Genomic DNA, 25,059 nt, shown 5'->3' on the forward strand with positions numbered 1-25,059 from the left:
CGGTCATGGCTGCAACAAGCAAGTCGAAAAAACTCAAGCGCCTGGTCGCCGTTCAGCGCCAGCTGGAAAAGATGGCGGAAAGCGATCTTGCCGCCACGACGCGCTACCGGCACGAAATCAACGAATCGATGGATGTCGTCATCCAGGCCATCGGTTCTGTCGATGGCATCCATAGCCTGTTCACCCAGCATTATTCCGAGCGGTTCGGAAGGCTCTCGGTGCGCGACCAGCAACTGGCGGGCATCCAGCAGGTGCAGGAGATGAAAATCATGCGCGAGCGGGCCAAGGGCGACCGGCTGGAGGAGAACATGAAGGAGGCGCGCACCCTCGAGGAGCGCGGCGAAGCCGATGAAAGTATTTACGATCTCGTAGATCAACTCATTCTGATAAACACGCCAGCCTCCAGCAAGGTTGAAAAGCCATAACTTGTTCCGATCTGAAATGAGAGGAATGACACGTGGCTATCTCACCCCCAAGTGATTTGGTCCTGGACGTTGTGAAGGCAGCCGATCCGGCGGCCGTTCAGGCGGCTCAGCAGAAGCTGATGACGACGCGTGCGGCAGCGGCTGCCCGCGGCCTGACGGAAAGCGGCGCCGGTTTCAGCAATGCCATCGATCAGCTCGACACCACTGCGTCGAGCGCCGGTCTTGGCAATGTTTCGTCCGACAAATCAAAAATTCCTGCAAGCTACCGCAAGTTCGAAGCCATGGTGCTGCAGAGCTTCGTCGGTTCGATGCTGCCGGAGAGCGAAGAGCTATACGGCAAGGGCAACGCCGGTGAGATCTGGAAAGGCATGATGGCCGAGCAGATCGGCGATTCCATTGCGAAGGCCGGCGGCGTCGGCATTGCCGCACAGATGTTCTCGCAATCTCTGATGCGGGCGCAGAACGATGAAATGAGCAACGTTGTCACCGACGACAACGAACGCAAGCTCGCACTCAGCATGGTGACCGATTTCGAGCGGCGCACTTTCGGCGTAGTGGCGACAGATAACGAGGGAGCCGAAAACTCATGAGCGGAACGGTCAACATTGAAGTAGCTTCGAATGATTATCGCATCAAGTCGGTCCTCGGACGGCTGGAGATGATCATCGACAACGAGAATACGCGTATCGGCGCCGATCCGGAATTCGACCTCAAGGTTTCGAACGCGCACAAGAGCCGTTGCCTCTACGAACTGACGATGCTGTTTCGTGATACGGACCCGCGCCAGATGTCGACCATGTATGTCGACCAGCTGCATGGCCTGAAGAAGAAGCTCGTGGTCAACCAGCAGCGCGTCGAGGCGCATCTGGAAGCCGTGCGTGCCGTTGCCGATATCCTCAAGAATGCCGTTCAGGAAGCGGATGCTGACGGCACCTATTCCCAGGAACAGTTCCGCTATAGCGATTCGTGATGATCAAGCTTATTCTCACAGGAGCCTGGGTCTGCATCGTCACGTTGGGGACGGTGTATTTTTCCGTCGTCATGGCCACGGCGCCGGCGACGGATCCGGATGCCGAGAAGAAAGCAGCCCTTGAATTGGTCAAGGGCGAATCGATCACCTTGCCGATGATTTCCAACGGCAAGGTCGCAGGCTATTTCCTCAGCAAGATTTCCTTCATGCTCGACAAGGAGAAGATGAAGGGCGTCGAATTGCCGATGACGGAATACATGACGGACGAGCTGTTTACGCTCCTCGTCGGCAACAAGATGGTCGACATTGCCGATACCTCGACCTTCAATGTCGACGAGTTCCGCAAGAGCGTCAAGGAAGGCATGAACAAGCGCTTCGGCGACGAGATCGTTGCCGACGTGATGGTCGAGCAGCTCGATTATCTTGCCAAGTCGGACACGCGGGTCAGCGGCGGCGCCGAAAACGTCAAGCAGCCGGTCAAGATCGTCGAAGGGACCACCGCCGAGACGCCGGCGGCAGCCGCGAGCGAGTCGCACTGATCTACCCGTGCATGCCGGGCAGCCGGCCGCCCGAAATTGTTACACGATGAAATCCGCCCTTTCGCAGGGCGGATTTTCTTTTGTGGTGCTGTTCCAATCTGAAAACGTCTTCAATTTTAAACAATGACTTAAACGGCATTTCATCCTTCCGTTCTATAGCTTGGAGCAGTCGGTTCGCCCGGTGGACGGAAGGATGCCGCAAGGCGATTTTTATCCTGGCCGCCCGCTTCGGCAGACCATCTTAGAGCCGTGTCCGGTTGCCGGAGGTGCCATGACGGGTGCCGCAACGTGCCGGTTTTGTGCGCATGGGGGAAATGAATGAACCTTGCTGCCAATTTTGCGGTGCTGGCATCGCGGCGCACGCTGTTCGGCCTGTCCGTCTGCGATTGCGGTTGGCCGGGTGCTCTGGCCTTCCTCAACGATCTGGCATGCTTGCCCTTCGGCCAGACGGTCGTGTCTTTCCTGAACGCCAACAATGCCAACCTGATGATCGCCGATGAGGAATATCGGCAGGTACTGGCCCGGCACCTGGTTCTGCCGGATGGCATCGGCATCGACCTGGCGTCGCGGATCTTCCATGGCGCGCCGTTTCCCGCCAATCTCAACGGCACCGATTTCGTGCCGGCACTCCTGACCTACATGACCCATCCGATGCGCATCGGCCTTGTCGGCGCGCGCCGGGATGTTCTTGATCGGGCTGCCGCGAATTTGCATGCCCATGCGCCCTGGCATGAGGTCGTGGCCATTTCCGATGGTTTCTTCGACAAGCAGAACAGCCAGAACGTGGTCGACGACATCGAACGACAGGGATTGGACATCCTGATCGTCGGCATGGGAACGCCGCTGCAGGAAAAATGGGTGGACGCCAACATCCGTCCGATACATGCCCGGCTGGTGCTGACAGTGGGTGCCTTTTTTGATTTTGCTGCCGGCGCGGTGCCTCGAGCGCCGTCGCTGGTGCGCCGGTTGCGCCTGGAATGGGCCTACAGATTGTTTCTGGAGCCCAAGCGTCTGTGGCCGCGTTACATGATCGGCATTCCGGTCTTTCTCTGCAATCTGTTGCGTTACCGTTTCGGAAATGTATCGGCCATCACCGCGCCCGCGGAGCGGCTGCCCGTCGTCCCGTTGCCGCAGACGGCGGATTTCGAGGCCGGTCGTACGGAAATACCCGGCCCCAAGGCGGCAGCGGGCAGCGGACGTTAACCTTTTCTTTGCCATGAAAATTTAATCTGCGTTAAGAATCCCGGTGATGGCATGCGTCGGCCGGGTTGCGTTCCAGCGCGGGCGGTCATGGCGATGAAGCAGATGTATTCCAGGGCAGATACCTTCGACGGACGTTATCCGCCATCGACGCGCGGTGACAGCCAGGGCAGGGGCGCGCGGTCGCCGGAGACCGTAATACTCCAGCAGCCGGCCGATCCACGCCTGACGGAAACGATCGGCTCCATCCTGTCCCGCCAGGATCCTTCACGCCGGCCCGTAGCGGCCGGGCCTGCCGAGTTCTCAGCCGGTGCGCCCCGGCAGTTCCGGGCCGCCGAAGAACAGCAGAACCATCCGCCCGTCACAAGGAGCCCGGTGAAAGCGCACAATCGCCCGCGCCTTTTGCGGCTCCGTTATCTTCTGGCCGGGACGCTCGCCATTGTCGCTGTCGCAACGGCTGGCCTGTGGGGTTTCGGCACGCAGCCGCAGGTGGCTTCGGCGCATATTGCGCTGGAGATGAACGATATTGCCGACCGCGGCGAAAGGCTTGCCTTGCTGAATGCAAGGCTTTCGGCCGTTACCGGCCTCGACGTCCTCTCGAAGACCGTGGAGAAGCTTCGGCTCGACTACGATCCGGAATTCGCGGCCGGGACGGCCTCGTCCTGGGGCGTGCTCACCGAGCTTCTGACCTCGTCGCCGGAAGCGGATTTCGAACGCGGCACCGAAGCCAGGCTGCGCGCCGCGGTCGATGCCACCATCGATCCTTCCGACGAAAGCATCGTCGTCACCGTCCGCAGTTCGGATGAGCAGAAATCCGCGGCCATCGCCGGTGCGATGGCGGAATCCTTCGTTGAAGCGGTCAATGCCGAGCGGCCGGTCCGCAAGGTCGATGCCGTCGCCGGTCCGGATGTCGATGCCGAACGGATCGCGCTCGAAAAGGCGCAGGCGGACCTGCAGGCATTCACCGCCGGCGGCGGAGAGAAATTGCAGGCGGCAATCAAGCTCAAGAACGAAGTCGACAAGCTGCGCCTCGAAAATGCGCTGGCGCAAAAGCGCTTGAACGACGAGGGCGGCAAAACCGTTTCCGGAAATCTTTCCAGCCTTCTCGACGGCAGCTTCCCCACGGCCCTGCTGACACCGGCGCTGGAAGATCTGCGTGGACGCTACGTCAACGCCAAGATCGCGCTGGAACAACTCGCCGTCGCGTTCGGCCCACGGCATCCACGGCTGCAGACGGCGCAGACGATGGTCGATACACTGAAGTCCGATATCGAGCGCGAATTGCGCAACGCCTTCGCCGAAGGCCGCGCCTCGCTGCAGCAGGCGCAGGCAAAAGCCAAACAGCTGGCCGCGCAATCGGCGGAAGCGACGAAAAAACTCGAAGGCACCGGCATCGATCTTGCACGCTACGACGCGCTGCAGTCGGCGGTGGAGGCTGCGCAGGAAACCTTCCGCAGCGCGCTGGCCCAGAACGAAGATTCCGGCTCCGTCGATCCGCTGGTCACCGCGAGCATAGCGACGCCGGCTATGCCCGCCATGGCGTTGCCGCTGCCGCAGACGCAGGACGATCCACGTTTCGGTGAGTTCTTCTTCGCCATCCTGCTTGTGCTTGCCGCCGCCGCCTGCGCGCTCGGCATGATGCATGCCTGGCGCAAACGCCATGTCGTGGCGCAGGATGCCCTGGACGATCCGCTCGAGCGCCCGGATGCCTATCGTGCTGCGGCGGAATGGGATCATCCGCAGCTTTATCCCGAACAGGCAGCTCAATGGCAGCCGCATGTCGATGAACGCTTTGGTGAACACCGGGCGCATGCGGTCTCCGCTCCGGAGTATTACGATGCGTTTGACGATGGTGACCATGCCGGTTATCGCCAGCCGTCGCTGATGGCCGAATTGCGCCGCGTTGCCCCGACAATGTTCCGCGAGGAGGATAGCCAGCAGGACATCCGCCAGATCAAGGAAGAGGTTGCGGCCCTGCGCCAGCGGGTGCAGGACTGGGCAGACCGGCGCGGCGGCCGCTGAGCGACACGGGCATCCGTCGTCAAATCCGCTTGCATTTGTCGGTTTCAGACACCATAGGGCGTTGGCAGGCACATTCCTGCTAAAAACACAGCCTAGATTGCAGGCGGTTCGAGCCCGGAGGAACACGTGACGACGGTGATTGATGGCAAGCAGGTTGCCGCTTCTGTGATCGATGCGGTGAAGGCGAAAAGTGCCGCGCTGGAGGCGGAGGCCGGCGTCAAGACAGGCCTTGCAGTGGTCATCGTCGGCGACGATCCCGCAAGCCACGCCTATGTCGGCTCCAAGAGCCGGATGGCCAAGGAATGCGGTTTCAAATCCGTGCAGCACACGCTGCCGGAACAGACGACGCAGGAAGAACTCGCCGCCCTGGTCGAGACGCTGAATGCCGACCCGTCGATCCACGGTATCCTGGTGCAGCTGCCGCTGCCGAAACATCTCAATTCCGAGCCGATCATCCAGTCGATCCGTCCCGAGAAGGATGTCGACGGCCTGCACGTCGTCAATGCCGGCAAGCTTGCGACGGGCGATCTGGAAACCGGCCTGATCTCCTGCACGCCGGCCGGCGCGCTGATCCTGGTGCGCACCATCCACGGCGCCGATCTTTCCGGCCTGAACGCCGTCGTCGTCGGCCGCTCCAATCTGTTCGGCAAGCCGATGGGCCAGCTTTTGCTTGCCTGCAACGCGACCGTCACCATGGCGCACTCGCGTACGAAAGATCTCGCCGGCATCTGCCGCGCCGCAGACATCCTCGTCGCCGCCGTCGGTCGCCCGGAAATGGTCAAGGCGGACTGGGTGAAACCCGGTGCCACCATCATCGACGTCGGTATCAACCGTGTCGCGGCGCCCGAAAGGGGCGAAGGCAAGACGCGGCTGGTCGGTGATGTCGCTTATGCCGAATGCGCCGAGCTTGCCGGTGCGATCACGCCGGTCCCCGGCGGCGTCGGCCCTATGACCATCGCCATGCTGATGGCCAATACCGTTATCGCCGCCCATCGCGCCGCTGGCCGGCCGGCCCCGAAGTTCTGATCGCAGCGATAGGCAGCACCGGTCAGGTCGGCGCAGGACCGGTGGAGGAGCGAACGATCAGTTCCGCCTTCCACAGCTCCTGCTGTGGCTCGGCCTCGTCGTTCTTCGAGCGTTCGATCAGCCGTTCGGCGATCCGCAGGCCTGCGGCCCGCAAGGCCGAGCGCGTCGTCGTCAGCGGTACGGAAAAATGTTCCGGCCGCAGCACCGGCAGCACGTCGTCATGGGCGATGAGCGAAATGTCCTCGCCGAGTTTCAATCCCGCCATATTGATCGCCCGGACGGCACCGAGCGCCAGCACGGTACTGGAACAGAGCACCGCCGTCGGCCGCTCCGGCAGGCGAAGGAAGCGCTCCATGGACGCCAGGCCACAATCGTCGCTCATGGCGGAATGGCTGACCATGTCAGGCGAAAGCGCCAGCTGCTTTTCCGCAAGGGCTTTGACAACCCCCTGTTTCCGCCGGATGGCGAAATCGTAATATTCCTGGCCGTTGATCAGCGCGATCCGCTTGTGCCCGAGTTGCAGCAGGAGTTTTGCGGCTTCGTAGAAGGCGGCTTCATTGTCGATGTCGACGAAAGGATAGTCCTCCTCGGCATCACGCGAGCGGCCGTGGACGATGAACGGCAGCGAAAGCGATCGCAACATGGCAAGGCGCGGGTCGTTGGCGCGCATGTAGGCCAGCACCAGCGCGTCGACATTGCCGCTCGCCGCCAGCCGTCGCAGGGCGCCGGCTTCGTCGTCGGGATCGGACGGCATCACCACCAGGTGGAAATCGTGGCGCACCGCAGCCTCGCTGAGGCCGCCGAGGAATTCGCCGAAATGCACGTCTGACATGTGGCCGGGAGCGGTGGGCATGACAAGGCCGATGGAGCCCGCCTTGCCGGTCGCCAGCCGTTGCGCCGCCTTGTTCGGGCGGTAGCCGGTTTCCTTGACTGCTTTCAGCACGCGTTCCCGCGTCGCGGCATTGACTTCGGGATATCCGTTCAATGCGCGACTGATGGTTGTCTGCGACAAGCCCAGCAGTTTGGAAAGCTCTTTCAAATTCACGTCACGCCGTCCCACCTCCGCTACCAGCCTCCCGCTAGAACGATGTTTTTTCATCGTTCTTCTGGCCCCAAAGCGGTTGCGACCTATGTAACAGCGTGCAGGCGTTACGCAAACCGGAAAAGATCGTGCTGCGCGGCGAAATTATGTTGCGTTGCAAAAGCTATGAGTTTTCCACTTTGGCCTGCAAAAGCGCTTGACATTTTTTCCCGCGGAGTGAGATGAAAGGTAGTCAAAGCGCTTTGAAAAAACTTCGGCATCTCCAATCTGATCGAGGAATTCACAAGTCGCTTTTGTGATCGGGAGGTATAGTCACATGAAGAAATCGTTCTGGCTCGGCGTTGCCGCCGCAGCCTTGCTGGCGTCTGGTGCGTCGGCTGCCGACCTGAAATTCAAGCCTGGCGAGGATGCGCGGTTCAACTGGGCGAGCTACGATGCCTTCAAGGCAGCGCATGCGGATCTCAAGGGCGAGACCATCACCGTTTTCGGCCCGTGGCGCGGTGACGACGAAACGCTGTTCACGACCGTGCTGAACTATTTCGTCGAGGCGACCGGCGCCGACCTGAAATATTCCTCATCGGAAAACTACGAACAGCAGATCGTCATCGACACGCAGGCGGGTTCGCCGCCGAACGTCGCCATCCTGCCGCAGCCGGGCCTTTTGGCCGACCTCGCCAGCAAGGGTTTCCTGACACCGCTCGGCCAGGGTGAGGCCGACTGGGTGAAGGAAAATTACGGCGCGGGCCAGTCCTGGGTCGATCTCGGTACCTACAAGGGTAAGGACGGAGCTGCCGCCTACTTCGCCTTCCCGTACAAGGCCGATATCAAGTCGCTGGTGTGGTACGTACCGGAGAACTTCGAGGAAGCCGGTTACGAAGTCCCCAAGACCATGGAAGAACTGATCGCGCTCAGCGACAAGATCGTTGCCGATGGCGGAACGCCCTGGTGCATCGGTCTTGGCTCCGGCGGCGCCACCGGCTGGCCGGCGACCGACTGGGTCGAGGACCTGATGCTGCGCGCTCAGTCGCCTGAGGTCTACGACAAGTGGGTGAAGAACGAGATCCCGTTCAACGATCCTGCCGTGGTCGGTGGCATCGAGGAGTTCGGCAAGTTCGCACTCACCGACAAATATGCCGATGGTGGCCCTGCCGGCGTTGCAGCAACCGACTTCCGCGATAGTCCGAAGGGTCTCTTCGGTGTTCCTCCGAAGTGCTACCTGCATCATCAGGCGTCGTTCATCCCGTCCTTCTTCCCCGAAGGCACGAAGCTCGGCGAGGATGCGGACTTCTTCTACATGCCGCCTTATGCCTCGAAGCCCGAGCTTGGCCGCCCGGTTCTCGGCGCCGGCACGCTGATGGCGATCACCAAGGATTCGAAGGGCGCGCGCGCCTTCCTCGAATTTCTTAAGACGCCGATTGCCCATGAGATCTGGATGGCGCAGTCCGGCTTCCTGACGCCCTACAAGGCCGTCAATGTCGCCACCTACGGCAACGACACGCTGCGCAAGGAAGGCGAGATCCTGACGACCGCCACCACCTTCCGCTTCGACGGTTCGGACCTGATGCCCGGTAAGGTCGGCGCAGGCGCCTTCTGGACGGGGATGATCGACTATGTCGGCGGCAAGCCGGCAGCCGACGTCGCCGCCGATATCCAGAAGGCCTGGGACGCGATCAAGTAAGCGTTTCGCTATCCAATGAGGGGGAGGTACCCCCTCATCCCCCTGCCGGGACCTTCTCCCCGCTGGGGAGAAGGCGGACGGAGCGCCTTCATTGCCCCTAGGTCTCTTCTCCCCTGGCGGGGAGAAGATGCCGGCAGGCAGATGAGGGGGCTCCCGCAATCGCCAGCATGCTGAAATTAAGAACATAAAACATACTGCTTCAAGCCGGCGGCAGACCGGCGGGGACGACAAGACAAATAACCATGTAGGGGAGGGGTTTCGATGGTTGAGCAGATCGTTTCCGCGGTCGGCGTGATGATCGTCGGCGTGCTGGTATGCGTCGCCTATTTCTGGCTTTCCAACAAACTGCTCGACATGATCTTCCCGGTGCGCGACGGCGATGTCATGGCCGCGTCGCGCAGTCTCAGGCGGCGGGCGATCGTGCGGCCCTGGCTCTTCGTCGGGCCGGCCTTGCTGATCCTTCTGATCTATCTCGTCTATCCCGTCATCGCCACGCTCATCCTCTCCTTCTATGACCGGGGCGGCACGCAATTCGTCGGCCTGTCCAACTACCTGTGGGCGCTGAACGACCGCGAATTCCGCCAGTCGATCTTCAACAACATCCTCTGGCTTGCCGTGGTGCCGGCCGCCTGTACCTTCTTCGGCCTGGTCATCGCCGTTTTGACCGACCGCATCTGGTGGGGCAACATTGCAAAAAGCCTCGTCTTCATGCCGATGGCGATCTCCTTCGTCGGTGCCTCCGTCATCTGGAAATTCGTTTACGATTATCGCGCCGAAGGCGAAACGCAGATCGGCATTCTGAACGCCCTGATCCAGGGGCTTGGCGGCACGCCGCAGGTGTGGATCGCCTTGCCCTTCTGGAACAACTTCTTCCTGATGGCGATCCTCATCTGGATCCAGACCGGTTTCGCCATGGTCATCCTCTCGGCGGCGCTGCGCGGCATTCCGGAAGAAACCATCGAGGCCGCCGTCATCGATGGCGCCAATGGCTGGCAGATCTTCTGGAAGATCATGGTGCCGCAGATCTGGGGCACCATCGCCGTCGTCTGGACGACGATCACCATCCTGGTGCTAAAAGTTTTCGACATCGTGCTGACCATGACCAACGGTCAATGGAACACGATCGTCCTCGCCAATCTGATGTTCGACTGGATGTTCCGCGGCGGTGGCGACAGCGGTCGAAGTGCGGCCATCGCCGTCATCATCATGCTGGCGGTGACGCCGATCATGGTGTGGAACATCCGCCGCGCCAACCGCGAAATGGGAGGACATTGAGATGGCCGCAGCCGTCACCCAGCTTCGCCGTATCGGCCTTCCCCGCCTCATCGTCCATATTTCCGTGCTTGTCATCGTCGTGCTCTGGCTGTTCCCGACGCTCGGCATCTTCATCAGTGCCCTGCGCGACAAGGACCAGCTTGCTGTCTCCGGCTGGTGGACGGCGCTGTCGACCGCGCATCGCACCGAGGTCGCCCGCCTCGCCGACCCCACGACGCAAAAGCAGGAGGGCAACCTCTACGTCATTGCCGGCAATATCTGGGAAGCCGGCGATGCCCGCACGATCGACAGTTTCGGCACCCGCATCCAGGAGCCGTCGGCCGTCAAGGCCGGCGAGACCGCCGATCTCGGCGAGGGCGAGACGCTGCAGGTCAATGCCGACGGCAGCTATCGTTATGCAAAGGCGGAAGCCTTCGACGGTTCCCGCGGCCGGCGCATCTACCTGACGGTGACGACGCCGCCGGAATTCACCTTCGACAATTACCGCACGGTGCTGAATTCCGAAGGCATCGGCCGCGCCTTCATCAATTCGCTGACGGTCGCCATCCCGGCAACGATCATCCCGATCCTCGTCGCTGCCTTTGCTGCTTATGCGCTGTCGTGGATGCGGTTTGCTGGCCGGACGCTGATGATCGCCATGGTCGTTGGCCTGATCGTCGTGCCGCTGCAGATGTCGCTCATCCCGCTCCTGCGCATGTACAACGAGATCGGCACGATCTTCGGCGTGCCGTCGAAGACCTATGCCGGCATCTGGCTGGCGCATACCGCCTTCGGCATGCCGCTCGCCATCTACCTCTTGCGCAACTACATGGTCGGCCTGCCCAAGGAGATCATCGAAAGCGCCCGTGTCGACGGCGCCAGCGATTTCGAGATCTTCGTCAAGATCGTGCTGCCGCTGTCGTTTCCAGCACTCGCCTCCTTCGCGATCTTCCAGTTCCTCTGGGTGTGGAACGACCTGCTCGTCGCCATGGTCTTCCTCGGCACCACCAAGGACCAGATCGTGCTGACCGGCAATCTCAATGCCCTGCTCGGTTCGCGCGGCGGCAACTGGGAGATCCTCACTGCCTCGGCCTTCATCACCATCATCGTTCCGCTGATCGTCTTCTTCGCCCTGCAGCGCTATCTGGTGCGCGGCCTGCTGGCGGGTTCGGTCAAGGGCGGCTGATACCAGCATATTTCTGACCAACAGGACTTTTGCAGCATGAGCATTTCTACGGATTCCATCCTGGCGCCGGACAAGGACTGGTGGCGCGGCGCGGTGATCTACCAGATCTATCCGCGCTCCTTCCAGGATTCGAATGGCGACGGTATCGGCGACCTCAAGGGCATCACCTCCAGGCTGTCGCATGTGGCAGCCCTCGGTGCCGACGCCATCTGGATTTCGCCGTTTTTCACCTCGCCGATGAAGGATTTCGGCTATGACGTTTCCAATTACGAGGATGTCGATCCGATCTTCGGCACGCTGGCCGATTTCGACGCGCTGATCGCGGAGGCGCACCGGCTCGGCATCCGCGTCATGATCGACCTGGTGATGTCGCATTCTTCCGACCAGCATCCCTGGTTCGTCGAAAGCCGCTCCAGCCGCTTCAATGCCAAGGCCGACTGGTATGTCTGGGCCGATGCCAAGCCGGATGGCACGCCGCCGAACAACTGGCTGTCGATCTTCGGCGGCTCTGCCTGGCACTGGCATTCGACCCGCATGCAATATTACATGCACAACTTCCTTTCGACCCAGCCCGACCTCAACCTGCACAATCCGGAGGTTCAGGACGCGCTCCTGAACATGACGCGTTTCTGGCTGAAGCGCGGCGTCGATGGCTTCCGTCTCGACACGATCAACTTCTACTTCCACGACAAGGAACTGCGCGACAACCCGTCGCTCGCCCCCGACCAGCGCAACGCCAACACCGCACCGGCGGTCAATCCCTATAACTTCCAGGAGCATCTCTACGACAAGAACCGCCCGGAGAACCTGGAGTTCCTGAAACGCTTTCGCGCCGTCATGGATGAATTCCCGGCGATTGCCGCCGTCGGCGAGGTGGGCGACAGCCAGCGCGGCCTGGAGATCGTCGGCGAATACACCTCCGATAACGACAAGATGCAGATGTGCTACGCCTTCGAGTTCCTGGCGCCGGATCCGCTGATCCCGTTGCGTGTCGTGCAGGTGCAGCAGGCGTTCGAGGCAGCGGCGCCGCAGGGCTGGGCCTGCTGGGCCTTCTCGAACCACGACGTCATCAGGCACATCTCGCGCTGGGGCATGCAGGTCGCTGACAAGGATGCCTATGCGAAAATGCTGGCGGCGCTTTTGCTGTCGCTGCGCGGTTCCGTCTGCATTTTCGAAGGTGAAGAGCTGGGCCTCACCGAAGCCGAGCTTACCTACGAAGACCTGCAGGACCCCTACGGCATCCAGTTCTGGCCGGAATTCAAGGGACGCGATGGTTGCCGCACACCGATGGTGTGGGAGGCAGACGTTGCCCATGGCGGCTTCAGCGTCGCGGCCAAGACCTGGCTGCCGATCCCGTCGGAGCACCTGCCGCATGCCGTCGACAAGCAGACCGGCAATCCGCGTTCGGTGCTGGAGCAGTATCGCCGCTTCCTCGCCTTCCGTAAGCGCTTCCCGGCCTTCGCCAAGGGCACGATTTCCTTCTTCGAGCCGGATGTGGCGATCTTGTCGTTTACGCGCACCCACGGCAATGAATCGCTGTTGTGCATCTTCAACATGAGCGGTGAGTCTAAACCGACGGTTCTGCCTGACGGCAACTGGCAGCATCTGGCCGATCACGGCTTCGAATGCAGGGAAAGCGTCGGTTCGATCGAGCTGCCGGCATGGGGCGCCTATTTCGCGCGGCATGTCTAGGACGGTTCCGGTACGGGAACGGCGTAGGAACAAAAAGATAGAGCGTTTTCGCGTTTCGGAGAAAAGCGGACATGCTCTAGCGACAACAACAGGAGGGGAAAATGACCGGAGTGGTTCTCAAGGATATCCGTAAGTCCTACGGGCAGGTGCATGTCCTCCACGGGATTGACCTGGATATCAGGCAGGGTGAGTTCGTCGTTTTTGTCGGTCCGTCCGGCTGCGGCAAGTCGACCCTGCTCCGGATGATCGCCGGCCTGGAAGAGATAACCTCCGGCGAAATGGTCATCGACGGCCAGCGGGTCAACGAGGTGCCGCCGTCCAAGCGCGGCATCGCCATGGTCTTCCAGTCCTACGCGCTGTATCCGCACATGACGGTCTACGACAACATGGCTTTCGGCATGCGCATCGCCGGCGAAAGCAAGCAGGAGATCGACAGGCGGGTGCGCGCCGCCGCCGATATCCTGCAGCTGACGAAATATCTGGAGCGGCTGCCGAAGGCGCTGTCCGGCGGCCAGCGCCAGCGTGTTGCCATCGGTCGAGCCATCTGCCGCGATCCGAAAGTCTTCCTGTTCGATGAACCGCTCTCCAATCTCGACGCGGCGTTGCGTGTCGCGACCCGCATCGAGATCGCCAGGCTCAAGGAGCAGATGGCCGATACGACGATGATCTACGTCACGCACGACCAGGTGGAAGCGATGACGCTCGCCGACCGTATCGTCGTGCTTTCCGCCGGCCATATCGAGCAGGTCGGTGCGCCGCTGGAGCTTTACGAGCGCCCGGCTAATCTTTTCGTTGCGAAATTCATCGGCTCGCCGGCAATGAACATCATCCCGGCAACCATCCGCCAGACCGGCGCCGAGACCAATGTCGAACTGACCGGCGGCAAGCTGGTCCGCATCGAGGTTGCAACCGATGCATCGCAGCAGGGCAAGACGGCGAGTTTCGGCGTACGACCGGAAGATCTGCGCCTCGCCATGGACGACGACTACCTGTTCGAAGGCAATATCTCCATTGTCGAGGCTTTGGGCGAAGTGACGTTGCTTTACATCGAAGGCCTTGTGGCGGGCGAACCGATCATCGCCAAGATTCCGGGTATCCTCGATGCCCGCAAGGGACAGACGATGCGCTTTACCGCCGATACCGCCAAACTGCATCTCTTTGATGCAGACGGAAAGTCGTACCGAAATTAGGCACCTTTCCTGCAAAAACGGCACAGGTCCGTCACTTCTCAAACCTTCTGTTAAAACTCCTTGGATACACTGATTTCACTGTACAAAAGGAGACCGCACCGTGACGACCGCCGGTTCAAAGGGCCATTTTCTGAGGAAGGAAGAGTCTTTCATGTATGACCGCGAGACGCGGTTCCCGATGGAAGACACGATGAACGCCGCGCGTATCGAGTATACCGAAAAGGGCGTCATGAACATGGCGTCCCGCCGGTGCGACATTGTCCGTATTTCCCGCAGCGGTGCGATCCTGGCGCTTCTCACCCAGTACAAGCTGCCGCAACAGTTCTATCTCGACCTGCCGGATGCGCGCATCACCAAGGTTGGCTGCATGCTGATGCGTGTCAACGCCAACAATACCGTCGAAATCCGCTTCCTCCGCGTTCTTTCCGAGAAGGAACTGAACAAGATCTTCGTCTATTCGACGCATCCCGCGCATCGCGACCGGGTTCTCGACATTCGCGCCTGAAACGACCTCGTTTCAGGCCGCCTTCGTCTCCACTTCGATGGTGACATGCGACAATTCATGGATATCGGCAAGGCGTTGCCGATAGAAGCCGGGCGACTGCGGGCGAGGAGACCGCAGCGAAATGATGGCTCCATGATGCCCTGGACCAAGTTGCCAGACATGCAGGTCAGTGATTTCATCCTCTTCAACTTCCAGAGCCGTGCGAATTTCATCCGGTAGCTCTTCCTGTGCCGACAGATAGTCGAGCAGTACCGCGCCTGAATCCCGTATCAATCCCCATGACCAGCGGGCAATGATCAGGCCGCCAAGCAGACCGATCAGCGGATCGAGCCACGGCCATCCGTAAAAACTGCCGATCAAGAGTGCGGCAATGGCAAGCACCGACGTCAGGGCGTCGGCCATCACGTGCAGGTAGGCGGCCCGCAGGTTGTTGTCGCCGCCATGGTGGTGATGATGGCCATGGTCGTGATGATGGTCGTGGTAGTGATGGCCATGATCGGCGCGCAGCAGCCAGGCGCAGACCAGGTTGACGACGAGCCCAATGGTCGCGACCATCACGGCCTGACCGAAATCGATCGCTACCGGCGAATAGAGGCGCAGCAGGCTTTCCCAGCCGATGAGCAATGCGATCATGGCGAGCACGATGGCGCTGGCAAAACCGGCGAGGTCGCCGAGCTTGCCGGTGCCGAAGGTGAAACGCGGATTGTTGCGGTTGCGGCGGGCGTAAACGTAGGCGAGTGCAGCGATCAGCATCGCCGCCGCATGGGTGGACATGTGCCAGCCGTCGGCAACCAGCGCCATCGAGCCGAAACTGATGCCGGCGACGATTTCCACCACCATCATGATGGTGGTGAGCGCGATCACCAGCCAAGTGCGGCGTTCATTGCGTTCGTGGTCCTCACCCAGGAAGACGTGGTCATGCGGGCTGGCAAGCCGGGATCTTGTCATTTGAGATACATCCTGACGACGTCGATCAATTCGGCGGCACCCTGTGCCCGTGCCGGATCCTCGTCGTGATCGGGGTTGGAGATATGCTCGCGAATGTGGTCCTCGATCAGTTCGGCCGTGAGGCCGGCGACGGCGCCACGCACCGACGCAACCTGATTGAGGATATCGCCGCAGGGCGCATCGGCTTCGAGCGCCCGTTCGATCGCCTCCATCTGGCCTTTCAGGCGGCGGATTCGGGCAAGCAGGCGCGTCTTGTTCTTCGAAAGATGACTCATACTATAGGGGGGTACCCTATTTTATGCAGCGCGTAAAGCTCTCAATTCATTAGCTCTGCAGAGTAAAGCCAATGCTTCTCACTTTTACGGATGTCGGTTTATGCGATGCCCATCACCTTGGCGGCCTGAAGCGTATCGATGAATTGCACCACATCGATAACGCGGCCGTCCCGGAAGGTTATCTTATCCATGAACTCCGCGGCGAAGCATGCGCCGCTGGGCACGAAGCTGACCTGGCCGGCATGGTGGACGAACACGGTGTCGCCATCGACATGGATGCTGGAGATTTGCAGGTTGCAGAAATCCCAGGTGTTCATCAGCACCTCATGATGCTGCCGCAGGATTTCGGGGTCGTCCACCTTCGTGGCCTCGGCACCGAGGCGTTCGCCGCCGACGATACGGTAGCTGCAGGCTGGATCGGTAAAGGACATCAGCCCGTCGAGATCCTTGGCTCTGCGTGCATTGTAGAGTTCCTGCACTGCGTGGATCAGTTCCTCTTTGCTGGCCATGGTCTCTCCTCCCGCCTCTCGCATGAGTTTGCGCCAAAGTCACAGAAATGCAACTGGAGGGGGAGGCGGCAACGGGTATTTTTAACGCAGCGGCGCACAGAAACGATGCCCTCTTCTCAGTGCAGACAGAAGAGGGAACCGATCACATGGGTTAGAACAAGACGCTGGCGCCGTATTCCGCAGCACCGGCAGCCCGGCGGAAGGGGGCAAACAGCTCGCGGCCCATGCCGAATTCGTTGCCTTCCAGATCGACCTCGGCCGGCGGGCGGGCATCGAACTCCGCGGCATCCACCATCACCTCAAGTGTGCCGGCAACGGCGTCGAGGCGAATGATGTCCCCGTCGCGGATGCGGGCGATCGGGCCGCCCTCGCTGGCTTCCGGCGTCAGGTGGATGGCCGCCGGCACCTTGCCGGAAGCGCCCGACATACGGCCGTCGGTGACGAGCGCCACCATGTGGCCGCGGTCCTGCAGCACGCCGAGCGGCGGGGTGAGGCGATGCAGTTCCGGCATGCCGTTCGACTTCGGACCCTGGAAGCGTACCACGGCAATAAAATCGCGGTTGAGCTTGCCCTGCTTGAAGGCATCCTGCAGTTCTTGCTGGTCGTTGAAGACGATGGCCGGTGCCTGCACGACATGGCGTTCCGGCTTGACGGCGGAGATCTTGATCACCGCCTTGCCGATGTTGCCGGTCAGCATCTTCAGGCCGCCGGTCGGCTGGAACGGCGTTTCGATGCGGGCGAGCACTTTGGGGTCGGCGCTGTCTTCCGGCGAGGGTTCGCGATGCACGCTGCCGTTCTCGCCGAGCTTGACGTCGATGGTGTAGGCGTCGAGCCCCTGGCCGAAGACGGTGCGCACGTCGTCGTGCAGCAGGCCGCGGCGCAGCAGTTGCTTGATGAGGAAACCCATGCCGCCGGCGGCGTGGAAATGGTTCACGTCGGCAAGGCCGTTGGGGTAGACGCGGGCAAGCAGCGGCACGACGTCGGACAGGTCGGAAATATCCTCCCAGGTGAGCTTGATGCCGGCGGCGCGCGCCATGGCGACGATGTGCAGGGTATGGTTGGTCGAACCGCCCGTCGCATGCAGGCCGACGACGCCGTTGACGATGGAGCGTTCGTCGATCATCTCGCCGGCCGGCGTGAATTCGTTGCCCATGGCGGTGATGGCGAGCGCCCGCTTCGTCGCCTCGCGGGTCAGCGCCTCGCGCAGGGGGGTACCGGGATTGATGAAGGAGGCGCCGGGCATATGGAAGCCCATGATCTCCATCAGCATCTGGTTGGAATTGGCGGTGCCGTAAAAGGTGCAGGTGCCCGGTCCATGATAGGAACGGGATTCGGCATCCAGTAGTTCGGCGCGGCCGACCTTGCCTTCGGCATAAAGCTGTCGGATGCGCGACTTCTCGTCGTTGGGAATGCCCGAGGTCATCGGCCCGGCCGGAATGAAGATCGCCGGCAGGTGGCCGAAGGTCAGCGCCGCGATCGTCAGGCCCGGCACGATCTTGTCGCAGACGCCGAGATAGACGGCCGAATCGAACATGTTGTGCGACAGGCCGACGCCGGCGGCCATGGCGATCAGGTCGCGGGAAAACAGCGAAAGCTCCATACCCGGCTGGCCTTGGGTGACGCCGTCGCACATCGCCGGCACGCCGCCGGCCACCTGGGCGATGCCGCCGGCCTCCGTCGCCGCCTGGCGGATGATCGCCGGATAGGTTTCGAAAGGCTGATGGGCCGAAAGCATGTCGTTGTAGGAGGTGATGATGCCGAGGTTGGGCACGCGGTCCTCCGCCAGCGCCTGCTTCTCGGCGGGGGAACAGACGGCAAAACCGTGCGCCAGGTTGCCGCAGGACAGCACGGAGCGGTGCACGCCCTTGGCGACGGCGGCGCGGACACGGTCGAGATAACGCTCTCGGGTCGGTTTCGACCGTTCGACGATGCGTGCGGTTATCGCGGCGATGCGGGAATCTGCGCTCATGGTTCCATCCTGTCCTTTGTCACGCGCAAGGGTTCCGTGACGCCTGGGATCGTCCGGGTCCGCTTTGCGCGCTGTTCGCTTCAAGAACGGTTTCAGGCCAAGGCTGGCCGGAAGCCGTCCGGGTAAACGGGTGCCGTCAGGGCGCCCAATAGATATCGACCGGCGTTGCCGCCCGGCGCAGGACCGCCCGGATAGGCATCTCCTGTTCCGCGCCGTCGCCTTCCGCCTTGGCCAACACGGTTTTCTTGGCTTCGCCTTCGATATGCAGCACCAGGAAACGGGCATCCTGAAGGCTGGAGAAGGTGAAGGTGAGCCGCGGTTCGCCGGCGCCGTCCGCTTCCATGGTCACGATGCCGCGCGGTGTCGCCGCATCGAGCGCCAGCGCCAGATTGCTGCCGCCGGGGAAGAAGGAGGCCGTGTGCCCGTCATTGCCCATGCCGAGAATGGCGACGTCGAAGGGCGGCGTGATTGCCGTCGTTTCCGTCGTTGCCAGTTGCGCGGCCTCTTCCGCCGTTGCCGCCGGCTGGTAGAGCGGCAGGAAGACCGCCTGGCCCGCCTCGCTCTGCAGCAGGTTCTCGGCAACCAGGAGATGGTTCGAGCGCGGATTGTCTGCCGGCACGAACCGTTCGTCGACGAGGGTGATCGTCACCTTCGGCCAGTCGAGCGCCTTGCGGGAGAGCGCCTGGAAAAAGGCCTTGGGCGTCGAGCCGCCGGAAACGGCAAGGCTTGCCGCGCCGCGGGCAGCGATGCCTGCGGCAAGTTTTTCGGCAACGGCCGTCGCCAGTTTATCCGCCAGTTCGGCGCCGCTTGCAAAGGTGTGGAGCGTTGCGGCCATCGGCTCAGCTCTCATGCCAGGTGCGGCCGTCGCGTTCGATCAGAGCGATAGCCTGGCTCGGCCCCCAGGTGCCGGCGGTGTAACCCTGAACGTTCTGGCCGGTGGCTTCCCAGGCCTTGAGGATCGGGTCCACCCACTGCCACGCGGCCTCGACTTCGTCGCGGCGCATGAACAGCGTCTGGTTGGAGCGAATGACATCGAGCAGCAGGCGCTCGTAGGCATCGGCGCTGCGGGCGTCGAAGGCTTCGGCAAAACTCATGTCGAGCGAAACGTTGCGCAGGCGCATGCCGCCCGGACCGGGGTCCTTGATCATCAGCGACTGCTTGACGCCTTCGTTCGGCTGCAGGCGGATGACCAGCTGGTTCTGCACGATACGACCGGCGGCATCGTCGAAGATCGAATGCGGGATCGGCTTGAAGGTGATGACGATCTCCGACATGCGTTCGGCCATGCGTTTGCCGGTGCGGATGTAGAAGGGCACGCCGGCCCAGCGCCAGTTGTTGATCTCGGCCTTGATGGCGACGAAGGTCTCGGTGTTCGAGACGCCGCCTTCGAGTTCTTCGAGATAACCCTTGACCGGACCGCCGGCGGAAGCGCCTGCCTTGTACTGGCCGCGGACGGTCAGCTTTTCGACATTGGTGCTGTCGATGCGCTTCAGTGCCCGCAGCACCTTCAGCTTTTCGTCGCGCACAGCTTCCGCATTCATCGACGGCGGCACTTCCATGGCCACAAGGCAGACCAGCTGCAGGATGTGGTTCTGCACCATGTCGCGCAGGGCGCCGGCCTTGTCGTAGTAGCCGGCGCGGCTTTCCAGGCCAACGGCTTCCGACACGGTGAACTGCACGTGGTCGATATGGGCGGAGTTCCACAGCGGCTCATAAAGCGCGTTGGCGAAACGCAGCGCCATCAGGTTCTGCACCGTCTCCTTGCCGAGATAGTGGTCGATGCGGAAGATCTGCTCTTCGCGGAACACCTTGCCGATGGTGTTGTTGAGTTCCAGCGCCGAAGCGAGGTCGCGGCCGATCGGCTTTTCCACGACGATGCGGGTCGTCTTGGTGATCAGCTTGTGATCGCGGATTTTCTCCGAGATGTCGCCGAAGATGCCGGGGGCGACGGCGAGATAGAAGGCGCGGACGCGATCCTTGCCGTCGTCGAGCAGTTCCTTGAGCTTGTCCCAGCCCGCATCGGAACGGGCATCGACGGAGATGTAGTAGAGACGGGCGCAGAATTTCTTGACTTCCGCCTCGTCATATTCGCCCTTCTTGAGATGCTCCTTCAGCGCCTCGTCGGCAAACTTGCGGTATTCCTCGTGTGTCAGCGCGCTTCGCGATGCGCCGATAATGCGCGTCGGTTCGGTAAACTGGCCATCGAGCTGGCGATGGTAGAGAGCCGGCAGAAGCTTGCGTTCGGCAAGATCGCCCGTGCCGCCGAAGACGACGTAGTCAAAGGGCTCGACTGGAATGATTTGGCTGCTCATGAAGCGTCTCTCAATCATGCGTGGTTGGAAGCTCTTTTAATCTAATCGATTTAAAAAAGCCAGAGTGCGGTGCGGTAAAAACTCCCGAAAGCGGGAGGGATCAGAATCTGTCGCGCAAGGCATACCATGTCAGCGCCAGGAACAGCAGCGGCGAGCGGAAACGCGGCCCGCCGGGAAAAGGCGGTATCTTCAGCGCCTTGAACGGGTCGAGTCCCGTGGCGCTGCCGATTACCTCTTCAGCATAAAGCTTACCGCAATAATTTGACAGCATGACGCCATGGCCGGAATAACCGCCGATCGAGGTGACGCCCGGCATGACCTCGCGCACGAAAGGTTGCCGCGGCAGGGTGATGCCGACGAAGCCGCCCCAGGAATGGGTCATCTCTATATTGGCAAGCTCCGGATAAAGCTCGGCAATCTGCTTGCGGATATGGATGGAGATGTCGTTCGGATGGTCGGAGGTATAGGCCTCGCGGCCGCCGAACAGCAGGCGGTTGTCGCGGCTCTTGCGGAAATAGCGCACCACGAATCGCGAATCGGCAATCGACTCGTGTCCCGGGATGATGTGCGGGAAATCGTCGAGCGGCACGGTGGCGCCGATGAAGGAGCCGATCGGCATCACATGCGCCGCCGTCACCGGCTCCAGGCCGTTGATATAGGCGTTGGTGGCGATCAGCGCCCGGTCGGCGGTGATCGTGCCTTTCTCCGTATCGACGAAGATCTTGGCTCCGACCTTGCGGATGGCGGTGGCCCGCGTCAACTCGTGAAGCTGTGCACCCGCCGCCTGCGCCGCCCTGGCGACACCGACCAGAAGTTTTAGCGGATGGATATGGCCGGTGCCGGTATCGCGCATGCCGCAATGAAAGCGTTTCGAGCCGACGCGTTCTGCCGTCTCCGCCGCATCCATGAAGCTGAGGTGCGGATAGTCGTAGCGGCTGGCGGCGATCTCGATGCTTTCCTTGTAGTCGCGGTCATGCCCCGGCTTGTGGGCCACGTTCATCTGGCCGGGCATGAACTCGATGTCGATGCCGTGCTCGGCGGAAAAATCGTGCACGTATCTCTTGGCGCTTTCGGCGAGGTCGAAAAGCGTCCGGGCAGCTTCGTAGCCGAGCTTTTCTTCCATCTCCTCCGGCGCCCAGCGCTGGCCGGTGCCCATCTGGCCGCCATTGCGGCCAGAGGCACCGTCGCCGAAGCGGGCGCCATCGATCAGAACGACCGAGACGCCGGCTTTCGCCAGGGTATAGGCGGCCTGCAGGCCGGTGAAGCCGCCGCCGATCACGGCGACGTCTGTTGTCTTCGATCCGTCAAGCGCCGGATAGTCCGGCCGTGCGCCCACGGAGGATTGATACCAGGTGATCCCCGGTGAAATAGGGCTCTGCCATGTCATGACCGGCTCCTCAGACGTTGAGAAGCAGGAACTCCCGCTCCCACGGGCTGATCACCTGCATGAAGGTCTCGAATTCGCCCCGCTTGACGCCGGCATAGATGCCGATGAACTCGCGGCCGAAGACCTCCTCGAAATGCGGCTCGTCCTCCAGCAGCGACACGGCTTCCAGGAGGCCGCGCGGCAGGTCGATCGAGCCTTCGTTGGCTGCGTCTTCGGTCGGTGCGGTTGGTTCCACGCCCTTGGTCATGCCGAGCCAGCCGCAGGCGAGCGAGGCCGCCAGCGCCAGGTAGGGGTTGGCGTCCGAACTCGGCAGGCGGTTTTCGACACGCCGGGCATTGGCATCCGACACCGGAATGCGGAAGGCGGTGGTGCGGTTGTCGTAACCCCAGGCGTTGTTGACCGGGCAGGACATGTCTGGCGTCAGCCGGCGGTAGGAGTTGACGTAGGGCGCCAGCATGACCAGCGCGCTCGGCACATATTTCTGCTGGCCGCCGATGAAGTGGAAGAATTCGCGCGAGGCGGTGCCGTCCGGATTGGAGAAGACGTTCTTGCCGGTGCTGATGTCGACCACCGACTGGTGGATGTGCATCGCCGAACCGGCCTGACCCTGCATCGGCTTGGCCATGAAGGTGGCATAGATGCCGTACTTCATCGCCGCCTCGCGGATGGTGCGCTTGAACATGAACACCTGGTCGGCAAGCTCGACCGGATCGCCGTGGCGCAGGTTGATTTCGAGCTGCGCCGGACCTTCTTCATGGATCAGCGTGTCGATCTCCAGACCCTGCTTTTCGGAGAAATGATAGATGTCGTCGATCAGTTCGTCGAATTCGTTGATGCCGGCGATCGAGTACCCCTGGCCGCCGAGGATGGCACGGCCGGAACGGCCTTTCGGCGGATGCAGCGGATAGTCGGGGTCGTCGTTCTTGGCGACGAGATAGAACTCGATTTCCGGGGCTACGACCGGCTTCCAGCCGCGCTCGCGGTAGAGGTTGAGCACGCTTTTCAGCACGTTGCGCGGCGTATAGGGGCACTCGGCGCCATCGGCGCTGATGACGTCGCAGATCACCTGGGCCGTCGGATCGGTTTCCCACGGCACGACGGAGAGCGTCGAAAGATCCGGCACCAGCTTGAGGTCGCTGTCGCGCGCCTCGTAGCGGAAGTTTTCGGTTTCCTCGGGATAATCGCCGGAAATCGTGTGGCGGTAGATTGCCGAAGGCAGTGCCAGCGAGGTGTTCGAGGTGAACTTCGAGGACGGCATCATCTTGCCGCGCGGCACGCCGGCGAGGTCGGGTGTAATGCACTCGATATCTTCGATACCGCGCGCGCGCAGCCACTGCGCCGCTTCTTTCCACGTGGTGACGCCGCGCTTGGAGTTGATGGGGTCTGGGGGAACACTCGCCAATTTCGATGCTGCACCTGAGGTCTTGGGCGTCGTTTTCTTGGAGGGCATGTCTCACCAGTTTGATGTTGATAACGAACACATCATAGCCGGAGTTTGGCAATTGGCGAGGGGGGAGGCGCGTTGACTTTTGACGAAATGATGCAAAAGACAGGGTCGCAGCAAGGAGAACGACGTGGCCGCAAGATATGATGTCATCGTAATCGGGGCAGGGGCCGCCGGGATGATGTGCGCCATCGGTGCCGGCCGCCGCGGGCGGCGTGCCGTCGTTCTCGACCATGCGAAGGCGCCGGGCGAGAAAATCCGCATCTCCGGAGGCGGCCGCTGCAACTTCACCAATATCCATGCCGGCCCGAAGAATTTCCTCTCCACCAATCCGCATTTCGCCAAGTCGGCGCTCGCCCGCTTTACCCCGCAGGATTTCATTGCCATGGTCGACCGCCACGGCATCGCCTGGCATGAAAAGACGCTCGGCCAGTTGTTCTGCGACAACAGCGCCAAGGATATCATCCGCATGCTCACCGACGAGATGCGGGCGGCTGGCGCTGAGTTGCGGCTTTCCTGTTCCATCGAGACGGTGGAGAAGACGGCCAGCGGTTTTCGCGTGCTTACCTCCGAAGGACCGTTCGAAGCGGAAAGCCTGGTGATCGCCAGCGGCGGTCGCTCGATCCCGAAGATGGGGGCGACCGGTTTCGCCTACCGCATCGCCGAGCAGTTCGGGCTTGCCATGGTCGAGCCGCGGCCGGGGCTGGTGCCGCTGACGCTCGACCCCGGCCTGCTGGAGCGGCTTTCGCCGCTCTCCGGCATTGCCGTGCCGGCCGAGGTGCGCCACGGCAAGACCGCGTTCCGCGAGGCGCTGCTCTTCACCCATCGCGGCCTCTCCGGCCCGACCATCCTGCAGATCTCGTCCTATTGGCGGGAAGGCGACGAGATAACGCTGTCGCTGGAGCCGGATGTGGATTTCCTCGCCATTCTCAGAGCGGCGCGGCAGGCCAACGGCCGCCAGGCCGTGCAGACCGTGCTTTCCGATCACCTGCCGAAGCGGCTGGCGCAGTTTCTGACCGAGGAGCAGGCGGTGAACGCCCCGCTTGCCGACCAGTCGGACAAAGCACTGGGCAGGCTGGTTTCGGCCATCCATGACTGGAAGATCAAGCCGGCCGGCTCGGAAGGTTATCGCACCGCCGAGGTGACGCTGGGCGGCATCGATACCGCCGGCATCGATTCCCGCAGCATGGAAGCCAAGGCCGTTCCGGGCCTCTATTTCATTGGTGAATGTGTCGATGTCACCGGCTGGCTCGGTGGCTACAATTTCCAGTGGGCCTGGGCGTCGGGCCATGCGGCCGGCGAGGCGGTCTAACGCAATTTCAGCAAAACTGCGTAGCGGTTTTGCGTCCGGAATGGCGTAAAAAGGTAAGGTTGGGCGGTTTCGCGGTTCGGAGAAAAGCGAACATACGCCGGCCATCCAAATTTGTGCATGATGAATGCCTGTGTCCGCGTCTTCAGGCATTGTTAACAGCCGAGGCCCATTCTG

The 25,059-nt window shown here is 61.8% G+C and carries 23 protein-coding genes; 14 read left to right on the forward strand and 9 right to left on the reverse strand.

What is annotated here, in order from left to right; genetic code table 11:
• Positions 1–5: 5 nt before the first annotated feature.
• The 7 genes from ACSQ3I_RS03150 to folD all read left to right on the forward strand — a co-directional run bounded on the left by ACSQ3I_RS03150 (position 6) and on the right by folD (position 6,182).
• Positions 6–425: a hypothetical protein gene (locus ACSQ3I_RS03150; RefSeq protein WP_435995958.1), complete on the forward strand. Its 420-nt coding sequence runs from the start codon at positions 6–8 to the stop codon at positions 423–425.
• Positions 426–457: 32 nt separating this feature from the next.
• Positions 458–1,015 carry a rod-binding protein gene (locus ACSQ3I_RS03155; RefSeq protein ID WP_435995960.1) on the forward strand — a complete coding sequence of 186 codons (558 nt, stop codon included), beginning with the start codon at positions 458–460 and terminating at the stop codon, positions 1,013–1,015.
• Positions 1,016–1,029: 14 nt separating this feature from the next.
• The gene (locus ACSQ3I_RS03160) at positions 1,030–1,395 is read left to right on the forward strand and encodes a hypothetical protein (RefSeq protein WP_435996277.1); all 366 of its coding nucleotides are present in this window, start codon (positions 1,030–1,032) and stop codon (positions 1,393–1,395) included.
• The gene (locus tag ACSQ3I_RS03165; RefSeq protein ID WP_435995961.1) at positions 1,395–1,934 is read left to right on the forward strand and encodes a hypothetical protein; all 540 of its coding nucleotides are present in this window, start codon (positions 1,395–1,397) and stop codon (positions 1,932–1,934) included. Before ACSQ3I_RS03160 ends, ACSQ3I_RS03165 begins: the two co-directional genes overlap by 1 nt.
• Before the next feature lie 318 nt (positions 1,935–2,252).
• Entirely contained in the window at positions 2,253–3,137 is an 885-nt protein-coding gene (locus ACSQ3I_RS03170; protein WP_435995962.1) for a WecB/TagA/CpsF family glycosyltransferase, read from the forward strand.
• Between the two features lie 51 nt (positions 3,138–3,188).
• Positions 3,189–5,156, forward strand: a complete 1,968-nt coding sequence (locus tag ACSQ3I_RS03175) for a hypothetical protein (RefSeq protein ID WP_435995964.1) — start codon at positions 3,189–3,191, stop codon at positions 5,154–5,156.
• A gap of 126 nt (positions 5,157–5,282) precedes the next feature.
• Positions 5,283–6,182, forward strand: a complete 900-nt coding sequence (gene folD / locus ACSQ3I_RS03180; protein ID WP_435995966.1) for a bifunctional methylenetetrahydrofolate dehydrogenase/methenyltetrahydrofolate cyclohydrolase FolD — start codon at positions 5,283–5,285, stop codon at positions 6,180–6,182.
• A 22-nt stretch (positions 6,183–6,204) separates the two neighbouring features.
• Here the strand turns inward: folD and ACSQ3I_RS03185 are convergent, their stop codons facing one another.
• Positions 6,205–7,227, reverse strand: a complete 1,023-nt coding sequence (locus ACSQ3I_RS03185) for a LacI family DNA-binding transcriptional regulator (RefSeq protein ID WP_435995968.1) — start codon at positions 7,225–7,227, stop codon at positions 6,205–6,207.
• A 313-nt stretch (positions 7,228–7,540) separates the two neighbouring features.
• Between ACSQ3I_RS03185 and ACSQ3I_RS03190 the strand changes: the two genes are divergently transcribed.
• From ACSQ3I_RS03190 to ACSQ3I_RS03215, 6 genes are all read left to right on the forward strand, one after another.
• On the forward strand, positions 7,541–8,902 hold the full coding sequence (locus ACSQ3I_RS03190; protein ID WP_435995970.1) for an ABC transporter substrate-binding protein: 1,362 nt from the start codon (positions 7,541–7,543) through the stop codon (positions 8,900–8,902).
• 261 nt (positions 8,903–9,163) lie between these two features.
• Entirely contained in the window at positions 9,164–10,177 is a 1,014-nt protein-coding gene (locus ACSQ3I_RS03195; RefSeq protein ID WP_435995972.1) for a carbohydrate ABC transporter permease, read from the forward strand.
• Position 10,178: 1 nt separating this feature from the next.
• A complete protein-coding gene (locus ACSQ3I_RS03200) occupies positions 10,179–11,342 on the forward strand; it encodes a carbohydrate ABC transporter permease (RefSeq protein WP_435995974.1) in 1,164 nt (387 codons plus the stop codon).
• A 36-nt stretch (positions 11,343–11,378) separates the two neighbouring features.
• On the forward strand, positions 11,379–13,034 hold the full coding sequence (gene bglA / locus ACSQ3I_RS03205; RefSeq protein ID WP_435995976.1) for a beta-galactosidase BglA: 1,656 nt from the start codon (positions 11,379–11,381) through the stop codon (positions 13,032–13,034).
• Between the two features lie 101 nt (positions 13,035–13,135).
• Positions 13,136–14,224, forward strand: coding sequence for an ABC transporter ATP-binding protein (locus tag ACSQ3I_RS03210; RefSeq protein ID WP_435995978.1), 1,089 nt, complete (start codon positions 13,136–13,138; stop codon positions 14,222–14,224).
• A gap of 151 nt (positions 14,225–14,375) precedes the next feature.
• Positions 14,376–14,729, forward strand: coding sequence for a hypothetical protein (locus tag ACSQ3I_RS03215; RefSeq protein WP_435995980.1), 354 nt, complete (start codon positions 14,376–14,378; stop codon positions 14,727–14,729).
• 12 nt (positions 14,730–14,741) lie between these two features.
• Here ACSQ3I_RS03215 and dmeF read toward each other — a convergent pair whose 3' ends face one another.
• From dmeF to ACSQ3I_RS03255, 8 genes are all read right to left on the reverse strand, one after another.
• Positions 14,742–15,677, reverse strand: coding sequence for a CDF family Co(II)/Ni(II) efflux transporter DmeF (gene dmeF, locus ACSQ3I_RS03220; protein ID WP_435995982.1), 936 nt, complete (start codon positions 15,675–15,677; stop codon positions 14,742–14,744).
• Complete coding sequence (locus tag ACSQ3I_RS03225; protein ID WP_435995984.1) at positions 15,674–15,952, reverse strand: metal/formaldehyde-sensitive transcriptional repressor; 279 nt, start codon at positions 15,950–15,952, stop codon at positions 15,674–15,676. The genes dmeF and ACSQ3I_RS03225 overlap by 4 nt, the downstream gene beginning before the upstream one ends.
• 98 nt (positions 15,953–16,050) lie before the next feature.
• Positions 16,051–16,461: a nuclear transport factor 2 family protein gene (locus ACSQ3I_RS03230; protein ID WP_435995986.1), complete on the reverse strand. Its 411-nt coding sequence runs from the start codon at positions 16,459–16,461 to the stop codon at positions 16,051–16,053.
• Between the two features lie 151 nt (positions 16,462–16,612).
• The gene (gene edd, locus ACSQ3I_RS03235; RefSeq protein WP_435995988.1) at positions 16,613–18,430 is read right to left on the reverse strand and encodes a phosphogluconate dehydratase; all 1,818 of its coding nucleotides are present in this window, start codon (positions 18,428–18,430) and stop codon (positions 16,613–16,615) included.
• 136 nt (positions 18,431–18,566) lie between these two features.
• The gene (gene pgl, locus ACSQ3I_RS03240) at positions 18,567–19,265 is read right to left on the reverse strand and encodes a 6-phosphogluconolactonase (protein WP_435995990.1); all 699 of its coding nucleotides are present in this window, start codon (positions 19,263–19,265) and stop codon (positions 18,567–18,569) included.
• Between the two features lie 4 nt (positions 19,266–19,269).
• Positions 19,270–20,742: a glucose-6-phosphate dehydrogenase gene (gene zwf / locus ACSQ3I_RS03245; protein WP_435995991.1), complete on the reverse strand. Its 1,473-nt coding sequence runs from the start codon at positions 20,740–20,742 to the stop codon at positions 19,270–19,272.
• Between the two features lie 100 nt (positions 20,743–20,842).
• A complete protein-coding gene (locus ACSQ3I_RS03250) occupies positions 20,843–22,129 on the reverse strand; it encodes an NAD(P)/FAD-dependent oxidoreductase (protein WP_435995993.1) in 1,287 nt (428 codons plus the stop codon).
• A 10-nt stretch (positions 22,130–22,139) separates the two neighbouring features.
• Positions 22,140–23,579, reverse strand: coding sequence for a glutamine synthetase family protein (locus ACSQ3I_RS03255; protein WP_435995994.1), 1,440 nt, complete (start codon positions 23,577–23,579; stop codon positions 22,140–22,142).
• 124 nt (positions 23,580–23,703) lie between these two features.
• Here ACSQ3I_RS03255 and ACSQ3I_RS03260 point away from each other — a divergent pair, with 124 nt between their 5' ends.
• Positions 23,704–24,885, forward strand: a complete 1,182-nt coding sequence (locus ACSQ3I_RS03260; protein ID WP_435995996.1) for an NAD(P)/FAD-dependent oxidoreductase — start codon at positions 23,704–23,706, stop codon at positions 24,883–24,885.
• The last annotated feature ends 174 nt before the right edge of the window (positions 24,886–25,059 follow it).

It is taken from the genome of Rhizobium sp. LjRoot30 (assembly GCF_964253915.1).
Taxonomy (GTDB): Bacteria; Pseudomonadota; Alphaproteobacteria; order Rhizobiales; family Rhizobiaceae; genus Metarhizobium.

Coding starts and splice junctions, on each gene's coding strand:
- ACSQ3I_RS03210 (WP_435995978.1), top strand. CDS start 13,136: ATGACCGGAGTGGTTCTCAAGGATATCCGTAAGTCCTACGGGCAGGTG.
- pgl (WP_435995990.1), bottom strand. CDS start 19,265: ATGGCCGCAACGCTCCACACCTTTGCAAGCGGCGCCGAACTGGCGGAT.
- ACSQ3I_RS03200 (WP_435995974.1), top strand. CDS start 10,179: ATGGCCGCAGCCGTCACCCAGCTTCGCCGTATCGGCCTTCCCCGCCTC.
- ACSQ3I_RS03170 (WP_435995962.1), top strand. CDS start 2,253: ATGAACCTTGCTGCCAATTTTGCGGTGCTGGCATCGCGGCGCACGCTG.
- ACSQ3I_RS03230 (WP_435995986.1), bottom strand. CDS start 16,461: ATGGCCAGCAAAGAGGAACTGATCCACGCAGTGCAGGAACTCTACAAT.
- ACSQ3I_RS03215 (WP_435995980.1), top strand. CDS start 14,376: ATGTATGACCGCGAGACGCGGTTCCCGATGGAAGACACGATGAACGCC.
- ACSQ3I_RS03175 (WP_435995964.1), top strand. CDS start 3,189: ATGCGTCGGCCGGGTTGCGTTCCAGCGCGGGCGGTCATGGCGATGAAG.
- bglA (WP_435995976.1), top strand. CDS start 11,379: ATGAGCATTTCTACGGATTCCATCCTGGCGCCGGACAAGGACTGGTGG.
- ACSQ3I_RS03150 (WP_435995958.1), top strand. CDS start 6: ATGGCTGCAACAAGCAAGTCGAAAAAACTCAAGCGCCTGGTCGCCGTT.
- ACSQ3I_RS03250 (WP_435995993.1), bottom strand. CDS start 22,129: ATGACATGGCAGAGCCCTATTTCACCGGGGATCACCTGGTATCAATCC.
- ACSQ3I_RS03195 (WP_435995972.1), top strand. CDS start 9,164: ATGGTTGAGCAGATCGTTTCCGCGGTCGGCGTGATGATCGTCGGCGTG.
- ACSQ3I_RS03190 (WP_435995970.1), top strand. CDS start 7,541: ATGAAGAAATCGTTCTGGCTCGGCGTTGCCGCCGCAGCCTTGCTGGCG.
- dmeF (WP_435995982.1), bottom strand. CDS start 15,677: ATGACAAGATCCCGGCTTGCCAGCCCGCATGACCACGTCTTCCTGGGT.
- ACSQ3I_RS03225 (WP_435995984.1), bottom strand. CDS start 15,952: ATGAGTCATCTTTCGAAGAACAAGACGCGCCTGCTTGCCCGAATCCGC.
- edd (WP_435995988.1), bottom strand. CDS start 18,430: ATGAGCGCAGATTCCCGCATCGCCGCGATAACCGCACGCATCGTCGAA.
- ACSQ3I_RS03255 (WP_435995994.1), bottom strand. CDS start 23,579: ATGCCCTCCAAGAAAACGACGCCCAAGACCTCAGGTGCAGCATCGAAA.
- ACSQ3I_RS03165 (WP_435995961.1), top strand. CDS start 1,395: ATGATCAAGCTTATTCTCACAGGAGCCTGGGTCTGCATCGTCACGTTG.
- zwf (WP_435995991.1), bottom strand. CDS start 20,742: ATGAGCAGCCAAATCATTCCAGTCGAGCCCTTTGACTACGTCGTCTTC.